This is a genomic window from Pantoea sp. E2023-21, from assembly GCF_051302795.1.
GTDB lineage: Bacteria > Pseudomonadota > Gammaproteobacteria > Enterobacterales > Enterobacteriaceae > Pantoea > Pantoea ludwigii_A.
The window spans coordinates 695,532-712,768 of sequence record NZ_CP195344.1 but is presented as its reverse complement, the minus strand read 5'-3'; the positions used below and the strand labels follow the sequence as shown (position 1 = coordinate 712,768).

Genomic DNA, 17,237 nt, shown 5'->3' with positions numbered 1-17,237 from the left:
CGCCTTGTGTAATCGCGAGGATTACTTGGTGATAACCTTGCGACCGCGGTAGTAACCATCCGCAGTGATATGGTGACGCAGATGAGTTTCGCCAGAAACTTTATCTACTGACAGAGCAGCAGTGGTCAGAGCATCGTGTGAACGACGCATACCACGCTTAGAACGGGTTGGTTTATTCTGTTGTACGGCCATGGACCTTACTCCTATTACTTACGCTTTAAACTGGCTAATACGGCAAAGGGATTTGGCTTTTCTGCCTCTGGAGGCAGTTGACCAAATACCATGTCCGCGTCGGACACTTCACAGTGTTCAGAATCATGCACCGGAACCACGGGCAGGGCGAGGATGAGCTCATCTTCGATCACTGCCAGCAAGTCGATCTCACCAAAATCATTGACATCAACTGGCTCGTAGGCTTCCGGTAGTGCCTCAGCCTGATCATCAGAAGAGACAGGGCTGAAGCAATAGCTTACGTGAACATGACGTGGAAACGACTGGTTGCAGCGTTGACATGACAGAGTCACCTGCACTTCGGCTGTTCCTTGCAGAACGGCGAGGCGCTGGTTATCAACCGCAAACGACATATCGCATTCAACTTCACTGTCCACACTCACGACCGTTTCGGCCAAGCGCGCCACCAATTCAGGTGCATAAACACCATGATAATCAAGGCGTTTTTGCGCGGCGCGGACCGGATCGAGCGTCAGGGGTAATTTTACCTTTTGCATAGGGCGCGCATATTAACTTTGTAACGTCATAGAGTCAAAGAAAAAGGCCGGTTTACGGCATCTTTCACCCGTTAGTCGCATCCAGTGCGGCGCATAGTTTAAAATGACTGTCATCTTTACGCTATCTATTCTGAAAAAAAATGATGACACCTTTAGTTTTAGCTTCTACCTCCCCTTTTCGTCAGGCGCTACTGAGCAAACTGGGCCTGCCTTTTATTACTGCGGCCCCTGATTGCGACGAATCACCACGCCCACATGAATTCGCTCCCGAGCTGGTGCAGCGGCTGGCACTAGCCAAAGCGCAGGCGCTCGCCGCACGTTACCCGGGCAGTTGGATTATCGGTTCCGATCAGGTCTGTGTGCTAAATGGTGAGATAACCGGCAAACCGCATACCGTGGAGAAAGCCTGCCAGCAACTCGCGGCCGCCAGCGGCAACGCCATCACCTTTTATACCGGGCTGGCACTTCTGCAACCGCAGAGCGGCAAACAAATGGTCATTTGCGAACCCTTTACCGTGCATTTCCGCGAGTTAAGTGCCGAAGAGATTCGCGGCTATGTTGAAAAGGAACAGCCGCTGCAGTGCGCCGGCAGTTTCAAAAGCGAAGGATTGGGAATTTGTTTATTCGACAGGCTGGAAGGTCGCGATCCCAATACTTTAATTGGCTTACCGCTGATCGCGCTGGGTGAGATGTTAAGAGCGGTGGGCATCAACGCATTATGTTGATGCCCAAAAATCAGGCTTTTTTCTGACGCAATTGCGCGAGGCAATGTTTCAGGGCGCCATCCAGTGGCGCTTCCATCCGCAGCACTTCTCCGGTGTTGGGATGGGTGAAAGTTAACGCTGCCGCATGCAGGAACAAACGCGATAAGCCCGTCGAACTCAATTGGGCATCAAAGTCGCGGTCGCCGTAACGATCGTCAAAGGCGATCGGATGACCACCGTGCAGCGTATGCACACGAATCTGATGGGTGCGGCCCGTTACTGGGCTGGCTTTCACCAGGGTGGCGAAACCAAAACGCTCTTCCACTTTAAACCGCGTCTCTGAAGGCTTGCCGTCCGCACTTACTCGCACCACTCGCTCGCCACTCTGCAAAATATTCTTCAGCAGCGGTGCCTGCACCACTTTGAGGTGCGAAGGCCAGTCACCGCGCACCAGCGCCAGGTAATCTTTTTGCATGCCCTTCTCGCGCAGTTGCTCATGCAGCGAACGCAGCGCCGAGCGCTTCTTCGCCACCAGCAGGATGCCAGAAGTATCGCGATCGAGGCGATGGACCAATTCCAGAAAACGCGCTTCCGGACGCAGCGCACGCAGCCCTTCAATCACACCAAAACTCAATCCGCTGCCACCGTGTACCGCCGTGCCCGACGGCTTGTTCAGCACTATCAGGTAATCATCCTCATAAAGGATGGCATTGGTGAGCGCTGCAACTTTATCCAGCTTGGGTGAAACGGTATTCTCTTCGCGCTCGGCAACCCGCACCGGCGGAATACGCAACTCATCGCCATCCTCCAGCTTATATTCCGGTTTCACGCGTTTTTTGTTCACCCGCACTTCGCCTTTACGCAAAATGCGATAAATCATGCTTTTCGGCACACCTTTTAGCTGGGTGCGCAAAAAGTTATCAATTCGTTGTCCGGCATTTTCAGCCGTGATGGCGACATACTGTACGCCGGGATTCTCTGTTTTCATGGCGGCGATTCTAATTAGTGTCCCTGGATAGCGCCACCCCTTTTTCTGTGCTTAACTCTCTCTTTGTCGCGTCATGAAGCGGTGAAAATGGTGACATTTTCAGCGATGCGATGATTAGCCCTGCAAATGAACAGGTTATGGATGAATAAACTTCTCAGCTTGGCAAAAGTCGCCTTGCTATATGTTGGTGAGCAATGGAATAATGCAGGTGTTTCTGCCTGGAAAGATTCAGGCAGGAAAAAGAGCGAAATAAGTCATTTTGCCGGATTGAACGGACACGCAGCAATGGCGTAAGACGTAATGTTAAATCAGGCACTTAGCGGGCTGCGGGTTGCGGCCTGGACGACAGACTAGGATGTGTGGATTTTTGAATACTCTGTAACATTTCCACCTTCAGGCGCTGGATTTCCTTATGAAAAACAGGCCACCGACAAGATTTGCGCCCCTTTAGCCGCCGACAACCGTGAGGTTGACGTCAGTGCATTAAGACACGGGGCCATCGGTTGATTCTCGTCCAGGGTAACGATGCCCGCAGCTAGATCACTCATGTGAGAATAACGAGTAAGTCACGATGAAAAGAATGTTAATTAACGCAACTCAGCAGGAGGAGTTGCGCGTTGCCCTGGTTGATGGACAACGTCTGTACGATCTGGATATTGAAAGTCCTGGACACGAACAGAAAAAAGCCAACATATACAAAGGTAAAATCACCCGCGTTGAACCCAGCCTTGAAGCTGCATTTGTCGATTATGGTGCAGAACGTCACGGTTTCCTCCCTCTGAAAGAAATTTCCCGCGAATATTTCCCTGCCAATTACAACGCACATGGTCGTCCGAATATCAAAGATGTGCTGCGTGAAGGTCAGGAAGTTATCGTTCAAATTGATAAAGAGGAGCGCGGTAATAAAGGTGCAGCACTTACCACCTTTATTTCTCTCGCCGGTAGCTATCTGGTATTGATGCCGAACAACCCACGCGCTGGCGGTATTTCACGTCGCATCGAGGGTGACGATCGTACCGAGTTAAAAGAAGCCCTTTCCGCACTGGAACTTCCAGACGGCATGGGATTAATCGTCCGTACTGCGGGCGTGGGTAAATCAGCCGAATCACTGCAGTGGGATCTCAGCTTCCGCATGAAGCATTGGGAAGCCATTAAGAAAGCCGCAGACAGCCGTCCCGCGCCGTTCCTGATCCATCAGGAAAGTAATGTTATCGTGCGCGCTTTCCGCGACTATCTGCGTCAGGATATCGGTGAAATCCTTATCGATAATCCAAAGGTATTGGAGCTGGCACGTCAGCACATTGCTGCACTTGGCCGTCCAGACTTTAGCAGCAAAATCAAACTGTACACCGGTGAAATCCCGCTGTTCAGCCATTACCAAATTGAATCGCAGATTGAATCGGCCTTCCAGCGTGAAGTGCGTCTGCCGTCAGGCGGCTCGATTGTTATCGACAGCACCGAAGCACTGACCGCCATTGATATCAACTCCGCACGTGCTACCCGCGGCGGTGATATTGAAGAAACCGCGTATAACACTAACCTGGAAGCGGCAGATGAGATCGCTCGCCAGCTGCGTCTGCGCGATCTCGGCGGCCTGATTGTTATCGACTTCATCGACATGACGCCAGTGCGCCACCAGCGCGCCGTGGAAAACCGTCTGCGTGAAGCGGTACGTCAGGATCGTGCCCGTATCCAGATCAGCCACATTTCACGCTTCGGTTTGCTGGAGATGTCACGTCAGCGTCTGAGCCCGTCACTGGGTGAATCCAGCCATCACGTCTGCCCACGCTGTAGCGGCACCGGCACCATCCGTGATAACGAATCGCTGTCGCTGTCTATTCTGCGTCTGATTGAAGAAGAAGCGCTGAAAGACAACACCAAAGAAGTTCATGCGATTGTTCCGGTACAGGTCGCCTCTTACCTGCTGAACGAAAAGCGTGATGCCGTGAGTGCCATCGAAAAACGCCAGGGCGGCGTGCGTGCCATCATCGTGCCAAACGATCAGATGGAAACGCCACACTACTCTGTGCTGCGTGTGCGCACTGGCGAAGAGACGCAAACGCTGAGCTATCACTTGCCGAAACTGCACGAAGCGGAAATGGCGCTGCCTTCAGAAGAAGAGCACGCTGAGCGTCGCCGTCCAGAGCAGCCCGCATTGGCAGCCTTCGCGATGCCTGATGCACCGCCAGCGCCAGTTGAAGTCGTTCAAGAACCTCAGCCCGCAGCAGAAGCGAAAACCAAACCTGTGGTTGCTGCGCCTGCGGTAACCAGCACCGGTTTCGTCGCCCGCCTGCTGGGTGGACTGAAGAAGCTGTTTGCCGGTGATGCGCCAGCTGCCGCGCCAGCTGAAACCCAGCAAGAAACACCCGCTGTGTTGTCTGCCGCTGAATCTGAGAATTCGCAGCAGCGTGGCGAGCGTCGCAACAGCAACAACCGTCGCAACAACCGCCGTGAACGCACACCGCGTAATGGCGAGAATGGTCAGGTGCGTGAAGGCCGTGAACCACGCGAGCCGCGAGAAGCGCGTGAGCCACGTGAAGCGCGCGAACCGCGTGACAATCAGGACAACCGTCGCAACAAGCGTCAGAACGAACCGCGTGAAGCGCGTCCAGTACTGAGCGATGAAGCGCTTGAGCAGCGTGATGAGCAGCAGCAACAGCGCCGCGAACAGCGTGCCGATCGCCAGCGTCGTCGTCAGGAAGAGAAACGCACTCAGCCGCAGGATCAGAAAGCCGCTGAACCGGTTGTTAAGCCCGATGTCGTTGACGAGAATGTTGCGCAGGAAGAAGAACGTGTTCAGGTAATGCCGCGTCGTAAGCAGCGTCAGCTGTCACAACGCGTCCGTGGCGGTGATACCGGTGACGTCGCCGCTGAAGCGCCAGCACCTGTTGTGCACGAAACCCCGGTGGAAACTGCGCCGCGCGCTTCGTACATCGAACATCCAGAAGCCAGCAATGACGAGCAAGATGATAGCGATAACCGTGATAGCGCCAATATGCCGCGCCGTTCACGTCGTTCACCGCGTCACCTGCGCGTAAGCGGTCAGCGTCGTCGTCGTTACCGTGACGAGCGTTACCCAACGCAGTCTGCAATGCCGCTGGAATCTGCTGCTGCATCACCAGAAATGGCGTCAGGCAAGGTATGGATTTCTTACCCGGTAGCGCAAGCGCAGGAAGAATACACCACGCAAGATGCGATGCATGAAGTGTCGGATTACGGCTACCAGCAAACCGCAGATGCCGTGGCTCAACCCGCTACTGTTGAACCGGCCGTTGAACCGGTTGTTGAGCAGGTTGCCACTGATGAAGCCGTGCATCAGGCTGAACCGCAGGCGCACACTGATGTGCCGGTGGTGAATACTGATGACGTCACGCCGATTGCTGCGCCCGTCAACGAAGAACCTGCGGTGATTTCTGCTGCTGATGAACAGGTTGCACAGGAAACCGCAGCAGAAGCGGAACCGGCGGCCGTCGTTGAAGAAGCGAAGCCTGAAGTACGCGAAGTGGCTGACGTTGTTGAGCAGGCACCGGCAGATGTATCGCCAGCAGTTGAAGCGCAGGTTGAAGAAGTGCTGGCTACACCAGTAGCGGCTGATGCTGAAGTCACCCCAGTCACTGAACCTCATGCACCGGTTGCGGCACGTGATACCGCAGTGACCACGGTTGAGACGCGCTTCAAGCATCACGCTACCGCTCCAATGACCAAAGCACCGGCACCGGCGTGGGAATCTGAGCCGGTTCGCAACAGCGACTGGGTCCGTCCGCCGTTCGACTTCGAGGGCCGCGGCTCTGCAGGTGGTCACAGCGCGACGCATCAGGCAACCGCACCGGCAACCCGTCCGGAAAGCGCGTAAGCTTTAGCAAGTCAGTAAACATCGAACCCCGGCCAGTCCGGGGTTTTTTATTGCCTGTTATTCAGGCAAAAAAAATCCCACAGCCTCGAAAGGCGGTGGGCGAAACTAAGCGCACCCGGTTAAAGTACGCTCAAAGGTTCAGGTCTATTACGAATTAAGCTGGAACAGTGACAACTTCGACATATCAGTGAAGGTTTTATACGATGCCTGCAACGCCGTTTGCTGCATGGTGTAGCTCGAAATGGCTTGGGTGTAATCAACCTGCACCAAATCCGTCATTTGCGAAGCCATAATGGTGTCGCGGTCATCACCTTGCGCATCCAGTGTATCCAGTTCAGCCAGCTGTGAACCCACCGCCGAACGCACTGACAGCACGTTGTTTAATGAGTTGCTCAGCCCACGGTTGGACTTATCCATCGCATCCTGGAATACCTGCTTGGTTGCATCATCAGCCTCATCCTGCGGCGTCTTTAATGCAGCAATTGCACTATCGAGCATATTGAACAGGTTCGTTTCGCTCGCGCTACCGTCCGGCTCAACCTTTGAGTTGCTGGTAATCGACATAAACACCGACGAGCCGGTGCTGCTAACCGCCATCGTACGGCCATCATCCACTTTCTGTGTAATGGCATCCGCGCCGCCGACGTAAGAGACGCCCGCTGGTGCACCTGCGTCACTAAACGGTGCGACATCAGTTTGATAGCCGGCAAAGATGTAACGGCCATTACCATCACGGCTATTAGCCTGATTCAATAACTGTGACCGGATACCTTCTAATTTAGTGGCAATCGATGCACGGTCATCATCACTCAAGGTGCCGGTTGAACCATAGACGATCATGGTCTGCGCATCCTGGATGCTGCTGGTCACGCTGGAGAGTGCATTCTCTTCCATCGACAAGCTCTGATCGGCAAAGCTGCGTGCCGTAGCATACTGGCTACTTTTCGCCTGCGATTGGGAAAGCACCACGGCGCGTGAGGCGGCGATGGGGTCATCTGAAGGATTGCTAACACGCAGCCCGGTAGAGAGCTGCTCACCCACTTTTAACCACGAGGCTTGCGAATCGCTAATACCGCGCACCTGCTGGTTAAAAATCATATTGGTACTTAAACGCATGGTTTTATCCTCTATGCTTAGCCGCGGATGCCCATCAGCGCATTAAAAATGGTACTCGCCGTTTGCAGCACTTGCGCATTCGCCATATAGAACTGCTGATACTTAGTCAGGTTAGAATACTCTTCATCGAGGTTGACGCCTGACACTGACTGCTGGCGATCGCTCAACTGCGTGACCACGTTTTGCTGGGTGGTACTGGCGGTTTCCAGCGTGCTGGTTTTGTTACCGACGCTACTAACAATGCTGGCATAAGCCTGGGCAATGGTCGCATTGCCATTCACCAGCTTGCTGTCCTGCAAATCCAACAATTTCTGCGCATTACGGTTATCACTTTCACCGCTGGTCGCACTGGATGCCGCAGCAATTTGCGACTCATCGGTGATCGCCACCGACATACCAGCAATGACGTTTTGAACCGGCTTGACCAGGAAACTGTCTTTCGCGTTAGGTGCAGGTGAGGTGCTCACCGTCAGTTTCAGGCCGTCAAAATTGAGGGTACCGTCGGTCGCATCAGGCGTAACGCTAAACTTCACGTTGTCAGACATGCGAGTTACCGACCAATTACTGCCGTCATAACTCACGGTGTAGTTAGAGGCTTTCATTGCGCTGGTATCTGACCAGGCAGCAGTAACGGTAGCCGCTGAGGTATTTTTACTGTTACCCACCACGGTTGGCGAACCGATGTTGAAGAAGTCGCCCCCTTGATCGCCGTTGCTGTCATACCCTTCGCTGTGCACGGTATTGAAGCTTGTGGTGAACGCCGCGGCTAACTGACCGAGCTGATTTTGCGCGCTATCCAAATCCTGCGAGCGGAACGCCAGCAAACCGCCAAGTGAACCGGTGGTCAGCGTTTTCTCCGGGATCTCAACGTTACCCGCCTGCTTATCGACATAGCCGACGGTGGTTCGCGTTGAATCACTGCTGGATGGCATTGCCACCAAACTGGTGGAGTTTTTGCCATTCACCAGCGTCACGTTGCCCATTGAGACGATATAGCTACCGTCCTGTTGGGATACGTTCACGCCAACCACATTATTCAGGCTATTCACCAACTGATCGCGTTGATCTAACAAATTATTGGGTGCCGCACCGCCGCCGGTGGTGAGCTTGGCGATCTGGGTGTTGAGGTCAGCGATCTGGCTGGTGAAGGTGTTGATCTGGTCAACGCTTGAAGCAACGTCGGTATTGACGCTGTTCTGCATATTATTGAGATATTGCGCCGTGGTCTGAAACTGATTCACCAGACCTTGTGCATAGCTCAGCATTGATTGACGTGCCGACGGATCGTTGGCGTTGCTCACCACGTTCTGGACGTTGGTAAAGAAGCTTTGGATTGAGGTCGACAAGCTGGTGGTTGACGTCGACAACAGATCATCAATGTTAGAAATTTGGGTGTATTGCGTATTCACAGCGCTGTAATTAGCGCTAGAGCCGCGCAGCTGAGCAGTAATGAACTCATCGTATTCACGCTGTACGCCAGAAAGCGTCACACCGTTGCCGTAATAGCTGTTGCCCTGCAAGGTGCTGTTCGACTGCGACAGAATCGCCGTCTGACGCGAGTAGCCCGCTACCGTGTAATTGCTGATGTTGTTACTGGTGGTGCTTAATGCAGCCTGTGCGGCGCTCAGCCCACTCATCGCTGAGTTTATTATGCTGGACATCTCGGTTCCTTAATTTCCCGTTAACCGGGCTGGCAGTCATCAATGCGATTGCGCGGACGGTGAAGGCCCGCGGCATGTGATTGTTATCGGCGTGCTTAAGTGAAACTTGAGAGCAAAAATCAGAACAAATCGGTGATATCGTTGCTGTACGCCTTCACCACTTTTTCGCCCATGTTTTTGAATTGCTGGATCATTCCCACCAATTTCTGCGCGTACTTTGGATCGGTAGCGTAACCGGCAGCCTGCAGAGCGCGGGCGCCCTGCTCCGCACTCGGCGCGTTGGCAACAGCGGCATAGCGAGGGTTATTAGAAAGCAGTTTGACGTAGTCGCTGAGTGCTTCCATATAGGAGCCATACACGCGGAAGCTGGCGCGCACTTTTTTCGCAGCGCCACCTTCATATTCGGTGGTCATGATATCGGTGGTTTGCCCCTTCCAGTCGCCGCTGGCCTTAATGCCAAACACGTTGTAGCTCGGCTTGCCGTCGCGCGTCAGTATTTGACGCTGGCCCCAGCCCGATTCCAGCGCGGCCTGCGCCAGAATCAGGTGATGCGGAATACCACTCTGCTGGCTGGCGACCTGCGCCGGCTGCGCCAACTGGGCGATAAAGTCGCTACTGTCGCTCGGCAAACTGCTCGGCGAAACCGGCAAGCGCGGCACCGCTTTACGCACCATCTGCTCCAGCTGATTCGACGGCAAGTTGCTATAGATGAAGCTATTATCCAGCTTCATCGGCACCGTGCCGGCGGTTTCGTCCGGCTCCTGGGCTGGCTGCATCTGTTTCACGATGATATCAGCCATACCCAAGCCGCGTTTACCGATGTCCTGCGCAATCTGCTGATCGTACATGGAGGTGAAAAGACGCGTTTGATCGTTGCTCAGCAGGCCATCCTGCGGCAGCGCGGCACGCATACTTTTCATCATCATCTGCACGAACATCCCTTCCACCTGCTTGGCCACCTGCATTGCCTTCCCTTTCGGGTCGGCGGCGGCTTCACGTTTCAGGTCGTTCAGCGAGCGGCTGTCGTAAGCCGCATTCACCAGCGATTGCGTATCGTTCATCAGATAATTTCCAGTTTGGCGCGCAAGCAGCCCGCACTTTCCATCGATTGCAGAATCGACATCAGTTCAATCGGTGACGCACCCAGCGCATTCAGCGCACGCACCACGTTGTTAAGGTTCGCGCTGGAGTTAACACGTTGCAGCGCGCCGCCACTCTGACGCAGATCGATCTGGGTGTTGTTGGTCGTCACCGTCTGACCACCGGCCAATGGCGTATCAGGCTGACTGACGTTCTGCTGCTGATTGACAGTAACCGATAGGTTGCCCTGGGCCACGGCACAGGTATTCAGCGTCACTTCGCGGTTCATCACCACCGAACCGGTACGTGAGTTAATAATCACCCTGGCATCTTCCAGCGGTACCGAAACATCCAGGTTCTGAATCTCTGCCAGCAAACGTACCTGCGAACTGTTATTCGGCGACACGCGGATCTGCACGGTACGTGCATCCAGCGGCTGCGCCGAGCCAATGCCACGGCTGTTGATCGCGTCAGCGATGCGCTGCGCCATGCTGAAGTCTTCATTATTCAGCTGCAGGTTGATGGTGTTTTGGCTACCAAAGTTGCTCTGCAGTTCACGTTCCACCGTTGCACCGCCGGTAATGCGCCCCCCGTTCAACTGGTTGACTTGCACGCTGCTGCCACCCGCAGACGCACCGGCGCCGCCGACGAGGATATTGCCCTGCGCCAGCGCATAAACCTGGTTATCGACGCCTTTCATCGGCGTCATCAGCAGCGTACCGCCGCGCAGACTTTTGGCGTTACCCAGCGAAGAAACCACGACATCGATATCTTGCCCCTGGCGCGCAAACGTCGGCAGCCTGGCGGTGACCATAACGGCGGCCACGTTTTTCAACTGCATGTTGGTGCCGGCCGGCACGGTAATGCCGAGCTGAGAGAGCATGTTGCTCACCGTTTGCGTGGTGAACGGGGTTTGCGTGGTCTGGTCGCCGGTGCCATCAAGGCCCACCACCAACCCGTAACCGATCAGCTGGTTATCACGCACGCCCTGCACTGAAGTGAGATCGCGAATGCGATCAGCATGAGCCATTACGCTGAAACCGAGCAGCAAGCCCAGGCTCAGGCGGAGCAGAGTCGTCATATTCATTCTTACTACCTCTTACATCGGCGAGACGTTCAGGAAGAAACGCTGGAACCAACCCATCGTCTGCGCTTCATTGATATAACCATTTCCGACGTACTCAATACGTGCATCGGCCACCTGCGTAGACAACACGGCGTTGCTGGCGCTGATGGTGCGCGGGTTAACCACGCCCGAGAAGCGGATGAACTCGGTGCCTTGGTTAATTTCGATCTGTTTCTCACCGACCACGCGTAGGTTGCCGTTCGACAACACCTGATTAACGGTGACGGTGATGGTGCCGGTAAAGGTGTTGTTGGCCGTTGCGCCACCTTTGCCTGCGAAGTCATTTTTGCCATTGGCATCAAGCGTGGCTTTTTCGCCACCGGCCCCCACCAGGCCACTTAAGCCGGTTGGAATACCTGTAACACCAAAACTGTTGCTGCCATCGCGACTGGCGTTGGCGGACGAGCTTTTGCTGGCGCTGACGTTTTCCTGCAAGGTGATCGTCAACGTGTCGCCAATGTTGCGTGGACGGCGATCCTCAAACAGCGGCTGATAGCCGTAGTTAAGCGGCGCGACGCCCTGAAAGATGGAACCGTTCACCACTGGCGGCGCGGATGGCGTCGGCTCAGCTGTGGTCGACCCATGTACCAGTGGCGTGCGCGGCACTAACGCACAACCGTTAAGAGTGAGTAGCATCGTGGCTACCAACCAATGACCAGGCTTGAGAATCACTTGCTTCGCCACGGAGTTCTAACCTTTTTCATGTTGCTTGATCAGGCCAGCAACGCTGGCCCAACGACACCAGCATTACAGCTGGGTTAACTTCGCCAGCATCTGATCGGAGGTGCTGATCGCCTTGCTGTTGATTTCGTAAGCGCGCTGCGTCTGAATCATGGTGACCAGCTCTTCCGCCACGTTGACGTTCGAGGTTTCGACATAGCCCTGATACAGCAGACCTGCGCCGTTCTGGCCTGGCGTACTCTGCGTCGCCGCACCGGATGCCTGCGTCTCCTGATAGAGGTTTTCACCCTGACTATTCAGGCCCGCATCGTTCATGAAGGTGCTTAGCGTCAGCTGACCGACCTGCGCCGGGTTCGTCTGGCCCTGCTGCGTCACGCTCACCACACCATCACGCGAGATAGTGATGCTGGTAGCGTTAGCTGGAATCGTAATGCCTGGCTGTACCGGATAACCGGCGTTAGTCACCAGCTGACCGTTCTGGTCCACCTGGAACGAACCATCACGGGTATAGGCTGAGGTGCCATCCGGCATCTGCACTTCGAAATAACCCTGGCCGTTGATCGCCACGTCTTTCGAGTTGCTGGTTTGCGACAGGTTGCCCTGCTGATGCAGACGTTCGGTGGTGACGGGACGCACACCGGTACCAATCTGCAGACCCGACGGCAGCGTGGTTTGCTCCGACGACTGGGTGCCCGGCTGACGCAGGGTTTGGTACATCAAATCTTCAAATACCGCGCGCGAACGTTTAAAACCATTCGTGCTCACGTTCGCGAGGTTGTTGGAGATGACGTCCATGTTGGTTTGCTGAGCGTCAAGACCGGTTTTGGCGATCCATAAAGAACGAATCATGGTGTTTTCCTTACGCCTTAGCTGCTCATATTGAGCAATTGATTGGCTTTTTGTTCGTTTTCATCGACGTTGGAGATCACTTTCATCTGCATCTCAAAACGTCGGGCGTTGGCGATCATATCGACCATGGTTTCCACCGGCTTGACATTACTGCCCTCCAGTACGCCAGGCATCACGGTGACGGTGGCATCGTTCGCCAGAGCCGCCCCGCGCGTTGCCTGCGCTTGCTGGGTAGGACGGAACATGCCGTCATCACCACGCTGTAACTCATTACCGGTGGCGCGCACCAGTTTCAGTCGGCCAATCTGCACCGTGGCGTTCGGCGCATCACCCGCGTTACGCGAGGTGATGGTGCCGTCGGCGGCAACCGTCAGTTCGGAACCTTGCGGTATGGCGATCGGACCGCCATCGCCCATCACGGGATTGCCCTGAATGGTCAGAATACCGGTCGAGCTGATCTGCATGTTGCCGTTGCGGGTGTAGGCTTCAGAACCGTCAGCGGTACGCACCGCCAGCCAGCCATCTTGCTGTACTGCCACATCCAGCGGGCGGCCGGTGTTGTCCATCGAGCCTGGCGACATATCGGCGCCAGGTGTTGAAGCGGCAACCAGCGTACGCGTCGGCAGCGACCAACCGCTGACCGGTACCGCGCGCAACGCGTTGAGCTGTGCACGGAAGCCCGGCGTTGAGGCGTTGGCGAGGTTGCTGGCCGTCACCGATTGTTGATCCAACGTCTGACTGGCCGCGCCCATTGCGGTATATATTGCGTGATCCATAAAGCAATCCCGTTAGCGAATTAACGTAAGTTAACCAGGGTGTTAAGAATCTGGTCCTGAGTTTTGATGGTCTGGCTGTTAGCCTGATAGTTACGCTGCGCAACGATCATGTTTACCAGCTCTTTACTCATATCGACGTTGGAGGCTTCCAGCGCACCTGAAGTCAGGTTGCCGTAAGTGCCCGTGCCTGCCAGACCCACTGCGGCCTGACCTGATGAGCTGGTTGCTGACCAGACGTTGTCACCTTCAGACTTCAGACCTTCCGGGTTAGAGAAGCTCGCCAACACGATCTGACCCAACAACTGGGTTTTCTGGTTGGAATAAGTGCCGGTAATGGTGCCGTCATCGTTGATGGTATAGCTGGTCAAATCGCCCGGCTGATAGCCATCCTGCGTTGGGTTACCAAAGGTGGTGGCACCGGTGTTTTGTTGCAGGCTACCCAACATGCTCATGCTGATGTTCATGCCATCCGCACCGTTGGTGCCGCCCACAACCAGGGTAGCCAGTGAGGCGCTGGTGGTCGCGGTATCCGCAATCGCGGTGCCCGGGTTAGCCGGATCGTCAATCATTTTTGATACGCCGGTCAGCTTACCGTTAGCATCAAACTTCATCTGATAACCCAGGTTGTCGCCAGCTGCGGTGTTACCGACTTCATTACCTGTGGTGGAGTCAACCATATGCACAGTCCAGGTGTTATCCGCCGTTTTGATGTAGTACATATCCAGCTGATGATCGTTACCCTGCGTGTCATACACCGTCATGGTGGTTTTCGCGTTGTAGCTGTCAACGTTGGACTTATCAAACGTGGTCACACTTGGCGTGGTGCTGGTGGAGTTCAGGTTCGCAACCTGGGTGGCGGTCGTCGTCGCACGTGCGCCCATCTGCGTGGTAGGGATACTCAACGCAACGGGGTTGGCACCGGTCTGAATGGTTGGCGGTGTGCCGCTGGCCGGATAGCCGGAGACGTTCAGACCTTGGGTGTTCACCAGGTTACGGTTTGCATCCAGCGTGAACTGACCGTTACGCGAATAGAACACGCCGCCGCTGGCATCGGTCATGCGGAAGAAACCGTTGCCGCTCAGTGCTACATCCAGCCCACGACTGGTTGACGTGGTACTCCCATCACCAAAGTCCTGGATGACGGCGGCAACTTTAGTACCCAGACCTACGTTAGAACCGGCAAACATATCGGCAAAAGCAATGGTGCTGGATTTAAAACCGGCTGTGGCGGAGTTGGCGATGTTGTTACCAATCACATCCAGGTTGCTGGAGGCAGCATTCAGGCCGCTCACCGCTTGTGAAAAAGACATGTAATTTCTCCTGCTAAAAGGTTAATCAGAGAATCTGACGAATTTCATCGAGGGTCGCGGAGCCCATGGTGCCGAGATCCAGTTTTGTGGTGCTATCCGTGGTGCTCACGCCATTGACGTAGGCATAGTTCAGCGGCTGCGCCACCAGTTGCGTGCTGCCATTGCTGGCGGCCAGTGAGACAGAATATTTGCCATCCGCGGCGGTAGAGCCGTCATCCATTTTGCCGTCCCACGAGAAGGTGTGGACGCCTGCACTCAGTTTGCCGAGGTCGATGGTGCGGACCGTCGCGCCATTGCTGTCTTTTATGGTGACGCTGGTGGCGGTAGACGCGCTGGCCAGTTCCACACCAAACGGCGTAGTTGTTCCACTGCCCACCAGCACCTGAGAACCATTGACCATCACGCCGTGCCCAATCAGCGTTGAACTCTGCAACGACTGACTGGTGGTGATCTGGCCGGAGATAGATCCCAGCGTGGTATTCAGTTTTTCAATACCACTCAGGGTGTTGATCTGTGCCAGCTGCGTGGTGAGCTGACTGTTATCCATGGGATTGGTCGGATCCTGGTTTTTCAGCTGCGCCACCAACATGTTGAGGAACTGGTTCTGCAGGTCAGCGGAAGAGTTACCGCTCGACGCACTGCTGGAGGTCAGTACCGTTGGGTCCAGACTGTCTTTAATCCCTACTGCTACGCTCATATTCGTTCTCCGTTACTGACCGATGGTGAGGGTTTTCATCATCATTGACTTCACCGTGTTCAGCACTTCAACGTTGGCCTGATAGCTGCGCGACGCTGACATGGTGTTTACGGTCTCGGACACGACATCAACGTTGGGCATCTTGACGTAGCCCTTCTGATCCGCCAGCGGATTGCCTGGGTCATACACCAGTTTTGCCGGAGTTGGATCGTTAACCACGCCCGCAACCTTAACGCCGCCGGTCGCTGCACCTTGAGCGGCGTCGGTCTGGAAAATCACCTGCTTCGCCACGTAAGGCTGGCCATCAGGGCCGGTTACGCTGTCGGCGTTTGCCAGGTTACTGGCGCTGACGTTGAGGCGCTGTGATTGCGCTGTCATCGCAGAACCGGCGATATCAAAGATATTCAGCAATGCCATGCTTATTGCCCCTGCAGAACGCTCATCATGCCTTTGATCTGGCTACTGATGAGGGTGAGATCGGTTTGGTATTTCAGGCTGTTATCAGCAAACTGCGTACGCTCGCGATCCATATCCACGGTGTTGCCATCCGCGGCAGGTTGATCGGGAATGCGGTACAGCAGATCCAGTGACGGCTGAGAGTTGGTTTGCGCTTCAATGTGGCGTGAGGACGTCACATTCAGCGCCAGACTGCTGCCTTCGGCGCGGCCGTTTTGCATGACCTTGCTCAGTTGGCTGGCAAAGTCGATATCCCGAGCCTGGTAACCCGGGGTATCGGCGTTGGCAATGTTTGACGCCAGAATTTCCTGACGCTGAGCACGTAGGTTTAACGCTTCTGTACCAAATCGCAGCGCGGCATCGAGTTTGTCGAGCATGCTTCCTCCGCGAATGAGAATTTCGAGCTGACAGCTTAAGTCGACAAAAGCAAGGGTGATCGTCTGAATAACAGCAAAAATCACGGCTATTTTTGACATTGATTTTTTTGCGCAGGGCGTAGACTCAGTGCCATCTTCTCGTCAGGAGGCGTTATGCGCAGATATTCCACCTTGCTAGCCACCGTTTTGCTGGCACTGGCGCTACCCAGTTATGCCGCGGACCTTACCGCGCAGTTGACCCAATTTTTTAAAGCGCGCGATCCACAACATGCCGCTGGCATGACGGTCGTTGTGCGTACTCCGCAGGCGCAGTGGCCAAGCTGTGAAACGCCTGAACTGCAACTTCCGGGGAATAGCCGTCAGTGGGGCAACATCAGCATCGCCGCTAACTGCGATCAAAATCGTCGCTTCTTGCAGGTTCAGGTGCAGGTCACCGGGCAATATCTGGTGGCAAGCCGTCAGGTGGCGCGCGGCAGCAATCTCAGCGCCACTGACTTCCGTCTGGAAACCGGCCGACTGGATGAATTGCCGGCACGCGCGCTGGTTGATAGCAGTGGTGTCATCGATGCCGTTGCGCTGCGTGATATCCCGCCGGGACAGCCAGTGACCGCCACCATGGTGCGTCAGCCGTGGCGTGTAAAAGCCGGTCAAAATGTGATGGTAGTCGCGAGTGGAAACGGGTTTAATGCCAGCAGCGAAGGACGTGCGCTGAACAACGCCAGCGCGGCACAAATGGTGCGCGTGAGGATGGGAAATGGTCAGGTTGTCAGCGGTCGCGTGGACGCAGATGGGAATATTCTTATATCGCTATAAAGCGTTAAAGAACCCTGTTGTT

General features: G+C 55.0%; 18 protein-coding genes. 4 read left to right on the top strand and 14 right to left on the bottom strand.

All coding sequences use genetic code 11. The features are described 5' to 3' along the window. Nucleotides 1–21: 21 nt before the first annotated feature. Together rpmF and yceD are read right to left on the bottom strand one after the other, a co-directional pair. Complete coding sequence (gene rpmF, locus ACRQ84_RS03420; protein ID WP_007885783.1) at nucleotides 22–192, bottom strand: 50S ribosomal protein L32; 171 nt, start codon at nucleotides 190–192, stop codon at nucleotides 22–24. Between the two features lie 14 nt (nucleotides 193–206). Next, nucleotides 207–728, bottom strand: coding sequence for a 23S rRNA accumulation protein YceD (yceD, locus tag ACRQ84_RS03415; RefSeq protein ID WP_064740874.1), 522 nt, complete (start codon nucleotides 726–728; stop codon nucleotides 207–209). 143 nt (nucleotides 729–871) lie between these two features. On the opposite strand from yceD, the gene ACRQ84_RS03410 reads away from it, so the two are divergent. Next, on the top strand, nucleotides 872–1,453 hold the full coding sequence (locus ACRQ84_RS03410; RefSeq protein ID WP_483817876.1) for a Maf family protein: 582 nt from the start codon (nucleotides 872–874) through the stop codon (nucleotides 1,451–1,453). A 10-nt stretch (nucleotides 1,454–1,463) separates the two neighbouring features. Here ACRQ84_RS03410 and rluC read toward each other — a convergent pair whose 3' ends face one another. Further along, a complete protein-coding gene (gene rluC / locus ACRQ84_RS03405; protein WP_064740872.1) occupies nucleotides 1,464–2,420 on the bottom strand; it encodes a 23S rRNA pseudouridine(955/2504/2580) synthase RluC in 957 nt (318 codons plus the stop codon). A gap of 141 nt (nucleotides 2,421–2,561) precedes the next feature. Between rluC and ACRQ84_RS03400 the strand changes: the two genes are divergently transcribed. Both ACRQ84_RS03400 and rne read left to right on the top strand, forming a co-directional pair. Further along, entirely contained in the window at nucleotides 2,562–2,714 is a 153-nt protein-coding gene (locus ACRQ84_RS03400) for a hypothetical protein (protein WP_155726423.1), read from the top strand. 277 nt (nucleotides 2,715–2,991) lie between these two features. Then, entirely contained in the window at nucleotides 2,992–6,273 is a 3,282-nt protein-coding gene (gene rne, locus ACRQ84_RS03395; RefSeq protein ID WP_483817177.1) for a ribonuclease E, read from the top strand. A gap of 147 nt (nucleotides 6,274–6,420) precedes the next feature. Here the strand turns inward: rne and flgL are convergent, their stop codons facing one another. From flgL to flgB, 11 genes are all read right to left on the bottom strand, one after another. Further along, nucleotides 6,421–7,389 carry a flagellar hook-associated protein FlgL gene (flgL, locus tag ACRQ84_RS03390; RefSeq protein ID WP_483817176.1) on the bottom strand — a complete coding sequence of 323 codons (969 nt, stop codon included), beginning with the start codon at nucleotides 7,387–7,389 and terminating at the stop codon, nucleotides 6,421–6,423. 17 nt (nucleotides 7,390–7,406) lie between these two features. Then, entirely contained in the window at nucleotides 7,407–9,050 is a 1,644-nt protein-coding gene (flgK, locus tag ACRQ84_RS03385; protein ID WP_064740869.1) for a flagellar hook-associated protein FlgK, read from the bottom strand. Nucleotides 9,051–9,169: 119 nt separating this feature from the next. Next, entirely contained in the window at nucleotides 9,170–10,111 is a 942-nt protein-coding gene (gene flgJ, locus ACRQ84_RS03380) for a flagellar assembly peptidoglycan hydrolase FlgJ (RefSeq protein WP_064740868.1), read from the bottom strand. Beyond that, nucleotides 10,111–11,217: a flagellar basal body P-ring protein FlgI gene (locus tag ACRQ84_RS03375; protein ID WP_483817175.1), complete on the bottom strand. Its 1,107-nt coding sequence runs from the start codon at nucleotides 11,215–11,217 to the stop codon at nucleotides 10,111–10,113. The genes flgJ and ACRQ84_RS03375 overlap by 1 nt, the downstream gene beginning before the upstream one ends. A gap of 12 nt (nucleotides 11,218–11,229) precedes the next feature. Next, nucleotides 11,230–11,940 (bottom strand): flagellar basal body L-ring protein FlgH, encoded by a 711-nt coding sequence (locus ACRQ84_RS03370; RefSeq protein WP_483817174.1) that lies wholly within the window; start codon nucleotides 11,938–11,940, stop codon nucleotides 11,230–11,232. A gap of 63 nt (nucleotides 11,941–12,003) precedes the next feature. After that, nucleotides 12,004–12,786 carry a flagellar basal-body rod protein FlgG gene (gene flgG, locus ACRQ84_RS03365; RefSeq protein ID WP_007885801.1) on the bottom strand — a complete coding sequence of 261 codons (783 nt, stop codon included), beginning with the start codon at nucleotides 12,784–12,786 and terminating at the stop codon, nucleotides 12,004–12,006. Nucleotides 12,787–12,803: 17 nt separating this feature from the next. Next, nucleotides 12,804–13,562: a flagellar basal body rod protein FlgF gene (locus ACRQ84_RS03360; RefSeq protein ID WP_064740865.1), complete on the bottom strand. Its 759-nt coding sequence runs from the start codon at nucleotides 13,560–13,562 to the stop codon at nucleotides 12,804–12,806. 20 nt (nucleotides 13,563–13,582) lie between these two features. Beyond that, nucleotides 13,583–14,872: a flagellar hook protein FlgE gene (gene flgE, locus ACRQ84_RS03355; protein ID WP_483817173.1), complete on the bottom strand. Its 1,290-nt coding sequence runs from the start codon at nucleotides 14,870–14,872 to the stop codon at nucleotides 13,583–13,585. Between the two features lie 25 nt (nucleotides 14,873–14,897). Continuing rightward, nucleotides 14,898–15,569, bottom strand: a complete 672-nt coding sequence (gene flgD / locus ACRQ84_RS03350; protein ID WP_064740863.1) for a flagellar hook assembly protein FlgD — start codon at nucleotides 15,567–15,569, stop codon at nucleotides 14,898–14,900. Between the two features lie 12 nt (nucleotides 15,570–15,581). Further along, nucleotides 15,582–15,986, bottom strand: a complete 405-nt coding sequence (gene flgC / locus ACRQ84_RS03345; RefSeq protein WP_064740862.1) for a flagellar basal body rod protein FlgC — start codon at nucleotides 15,984–15,986, stop codon at nucleotides 15,582–15,584. Between the two features lie 2 nt (nucleotides 15,987–15,988). Beyond that, nucleotides 15,989–16,402 (bottom strand): flagellar basal body rod protein FlgB, encoded by a 414-nt coding sequence (flgB, locus tag ACRQ84_RS03340; protein WP_008103091.1) that lies wholly within the window; start codon nucleotides 16,400–16,402, stop codon nucleotides 15,989–15,991. 153 nt (nucleotides 16,403–16,555) lie between these two features. Between flgB and flgA the strand changes: the two genes are divergently transcribed. Next, nucleotides 16,556–17,215, top strand: a complete 660-nt coding sequence (gene flgA, locus ACRQ84_RS03335; protein ID WP_064740861.1) for a flagellar basal body P-ring formation chaperone FlgA — start codon at nucleotides 16,556–16,558, stop codon at nucleotides 17,213–17,215. Nucleotides 17,216–17,237 lie beyond the last annotated feature (22 nt).

Excerpts from the sequence above, each read along its gene's own strand:
- flgD (WP_064740863.1), bottom strand. The coding sequence starts at position 15,569 with ATGAGCGTAGCAGTAGGGATTAAAGACAGTCTGGACCCAACGGTACTG.
- flgK (WP_064740869.1), bottom strand. The coding sequence starts at position 9,050 with ATGTCCAGCATAATAAACTCAGCGATGAGTGGGCTGAGCGCCGCACAG.
- ACRQ84_RS03410 (WP_483817876.1), top strand. The coding sequence starts at position 872 with ATGACACCTTTAGTTTTAGCTTCTACCTCCCCTTTTCGTCAGGCGCTA.
- rpmF (WP_007885783.1), bottom strand. The coding sequence starts at position 192 with ATGGCCGTACAACAGAATAAACCAACCCGTTCTAAGCGTGGTATGCGT.
- flgE (WP_483817173.1), bottom strand. The coding sequence starts at position 14,872 with ATGTCTTTTTCACAAGCGGTGAGCGGCCTGAATGCTGCCTCCAGCAAC.
- ACRQ84_RS03400 (WP_155726423.1), top strand. The coding sequence starts at position 2,562 with ATGAATAAACTTCTCAGCTTGGCAAAAGTCGCCTTGCTATATGTTGGT.
- rluC (WP_064740872.1), bottom strand. The coding sequence starts at position 2,420 with ATGAAAACAGAGAATCCCGGCGTACAGTATGTCGCCATCACGGCTGAA.
- ACRQ84_RS03375 (WP_483817175.1), bottom strand. The coding sequence starts at position 11,217 with ATGAATATGACGACTCTGCTCCGCCTGAGCCTGGGCTTGCTGCTCGGT.
- ACRQ84_RS03360 (WP_064740865.1), bottom strand. The coding sequence starts at position 13,562 with ATGGATCACGCAATATATACCGCAATGGGCGCGGCCAGTCAGACGTTG.
- flgJ (WP_064740868.1), bottom strand. The coding sequence starts at position 10,111 with ATGAACGATACGCAATCGCTGGTGAATGCGGCTTACGACAGCCGCTCG.
- flgB (WP_008103091.1), bottom strand. The coding sequence starts at position 16,402 with ATGCTCGACAAACTCGATGCCGCGCTGCGATTTGGTACAGAAGCGTTA.
- flgC (WP_064740862.1), bottom strand. The coding sequence starts at position 15,986 with ATGGCATTGCTGAATATCTTTGATATCGCCGGTTCTGCGATGACAGCG.
- rne (WP_483817177.1), top strand. The coding sequence starts at position 2,992 with ATGAAAAGAATGTTAATTAACGCAACTCAGCAGGAGGAGTTGCGCGTT.
- flgG (WP_007885801.1), bottom strand. The coding sequence starts at position 12,786 with ATGATTCGTTCTTTATGGATCGCCAAAACCGGTCTTGACGCTCAGCAA.
- flgL (WP_483817176.1), bottom strand. The coding sequence starts at position 7,389 with ATGCGTTTAAGTACCAATATGATTTTTAACCAGCAGGTGCGCGGTATT.
- yceD (WP_064740874.1), bottom strand. The coding sequence starts at position 728 with ATGCAAAAGGTAAAATTACCCCTGACGCTCGATCCGGTCCGCGCCGCG.
- flgA (WP_064740861.1), top strand. The coding sequence starts at position 16,556 with ATGCGCAGATATTCCACCTTGCTAGCCACCGTTTTGCTGGCACTGGCG.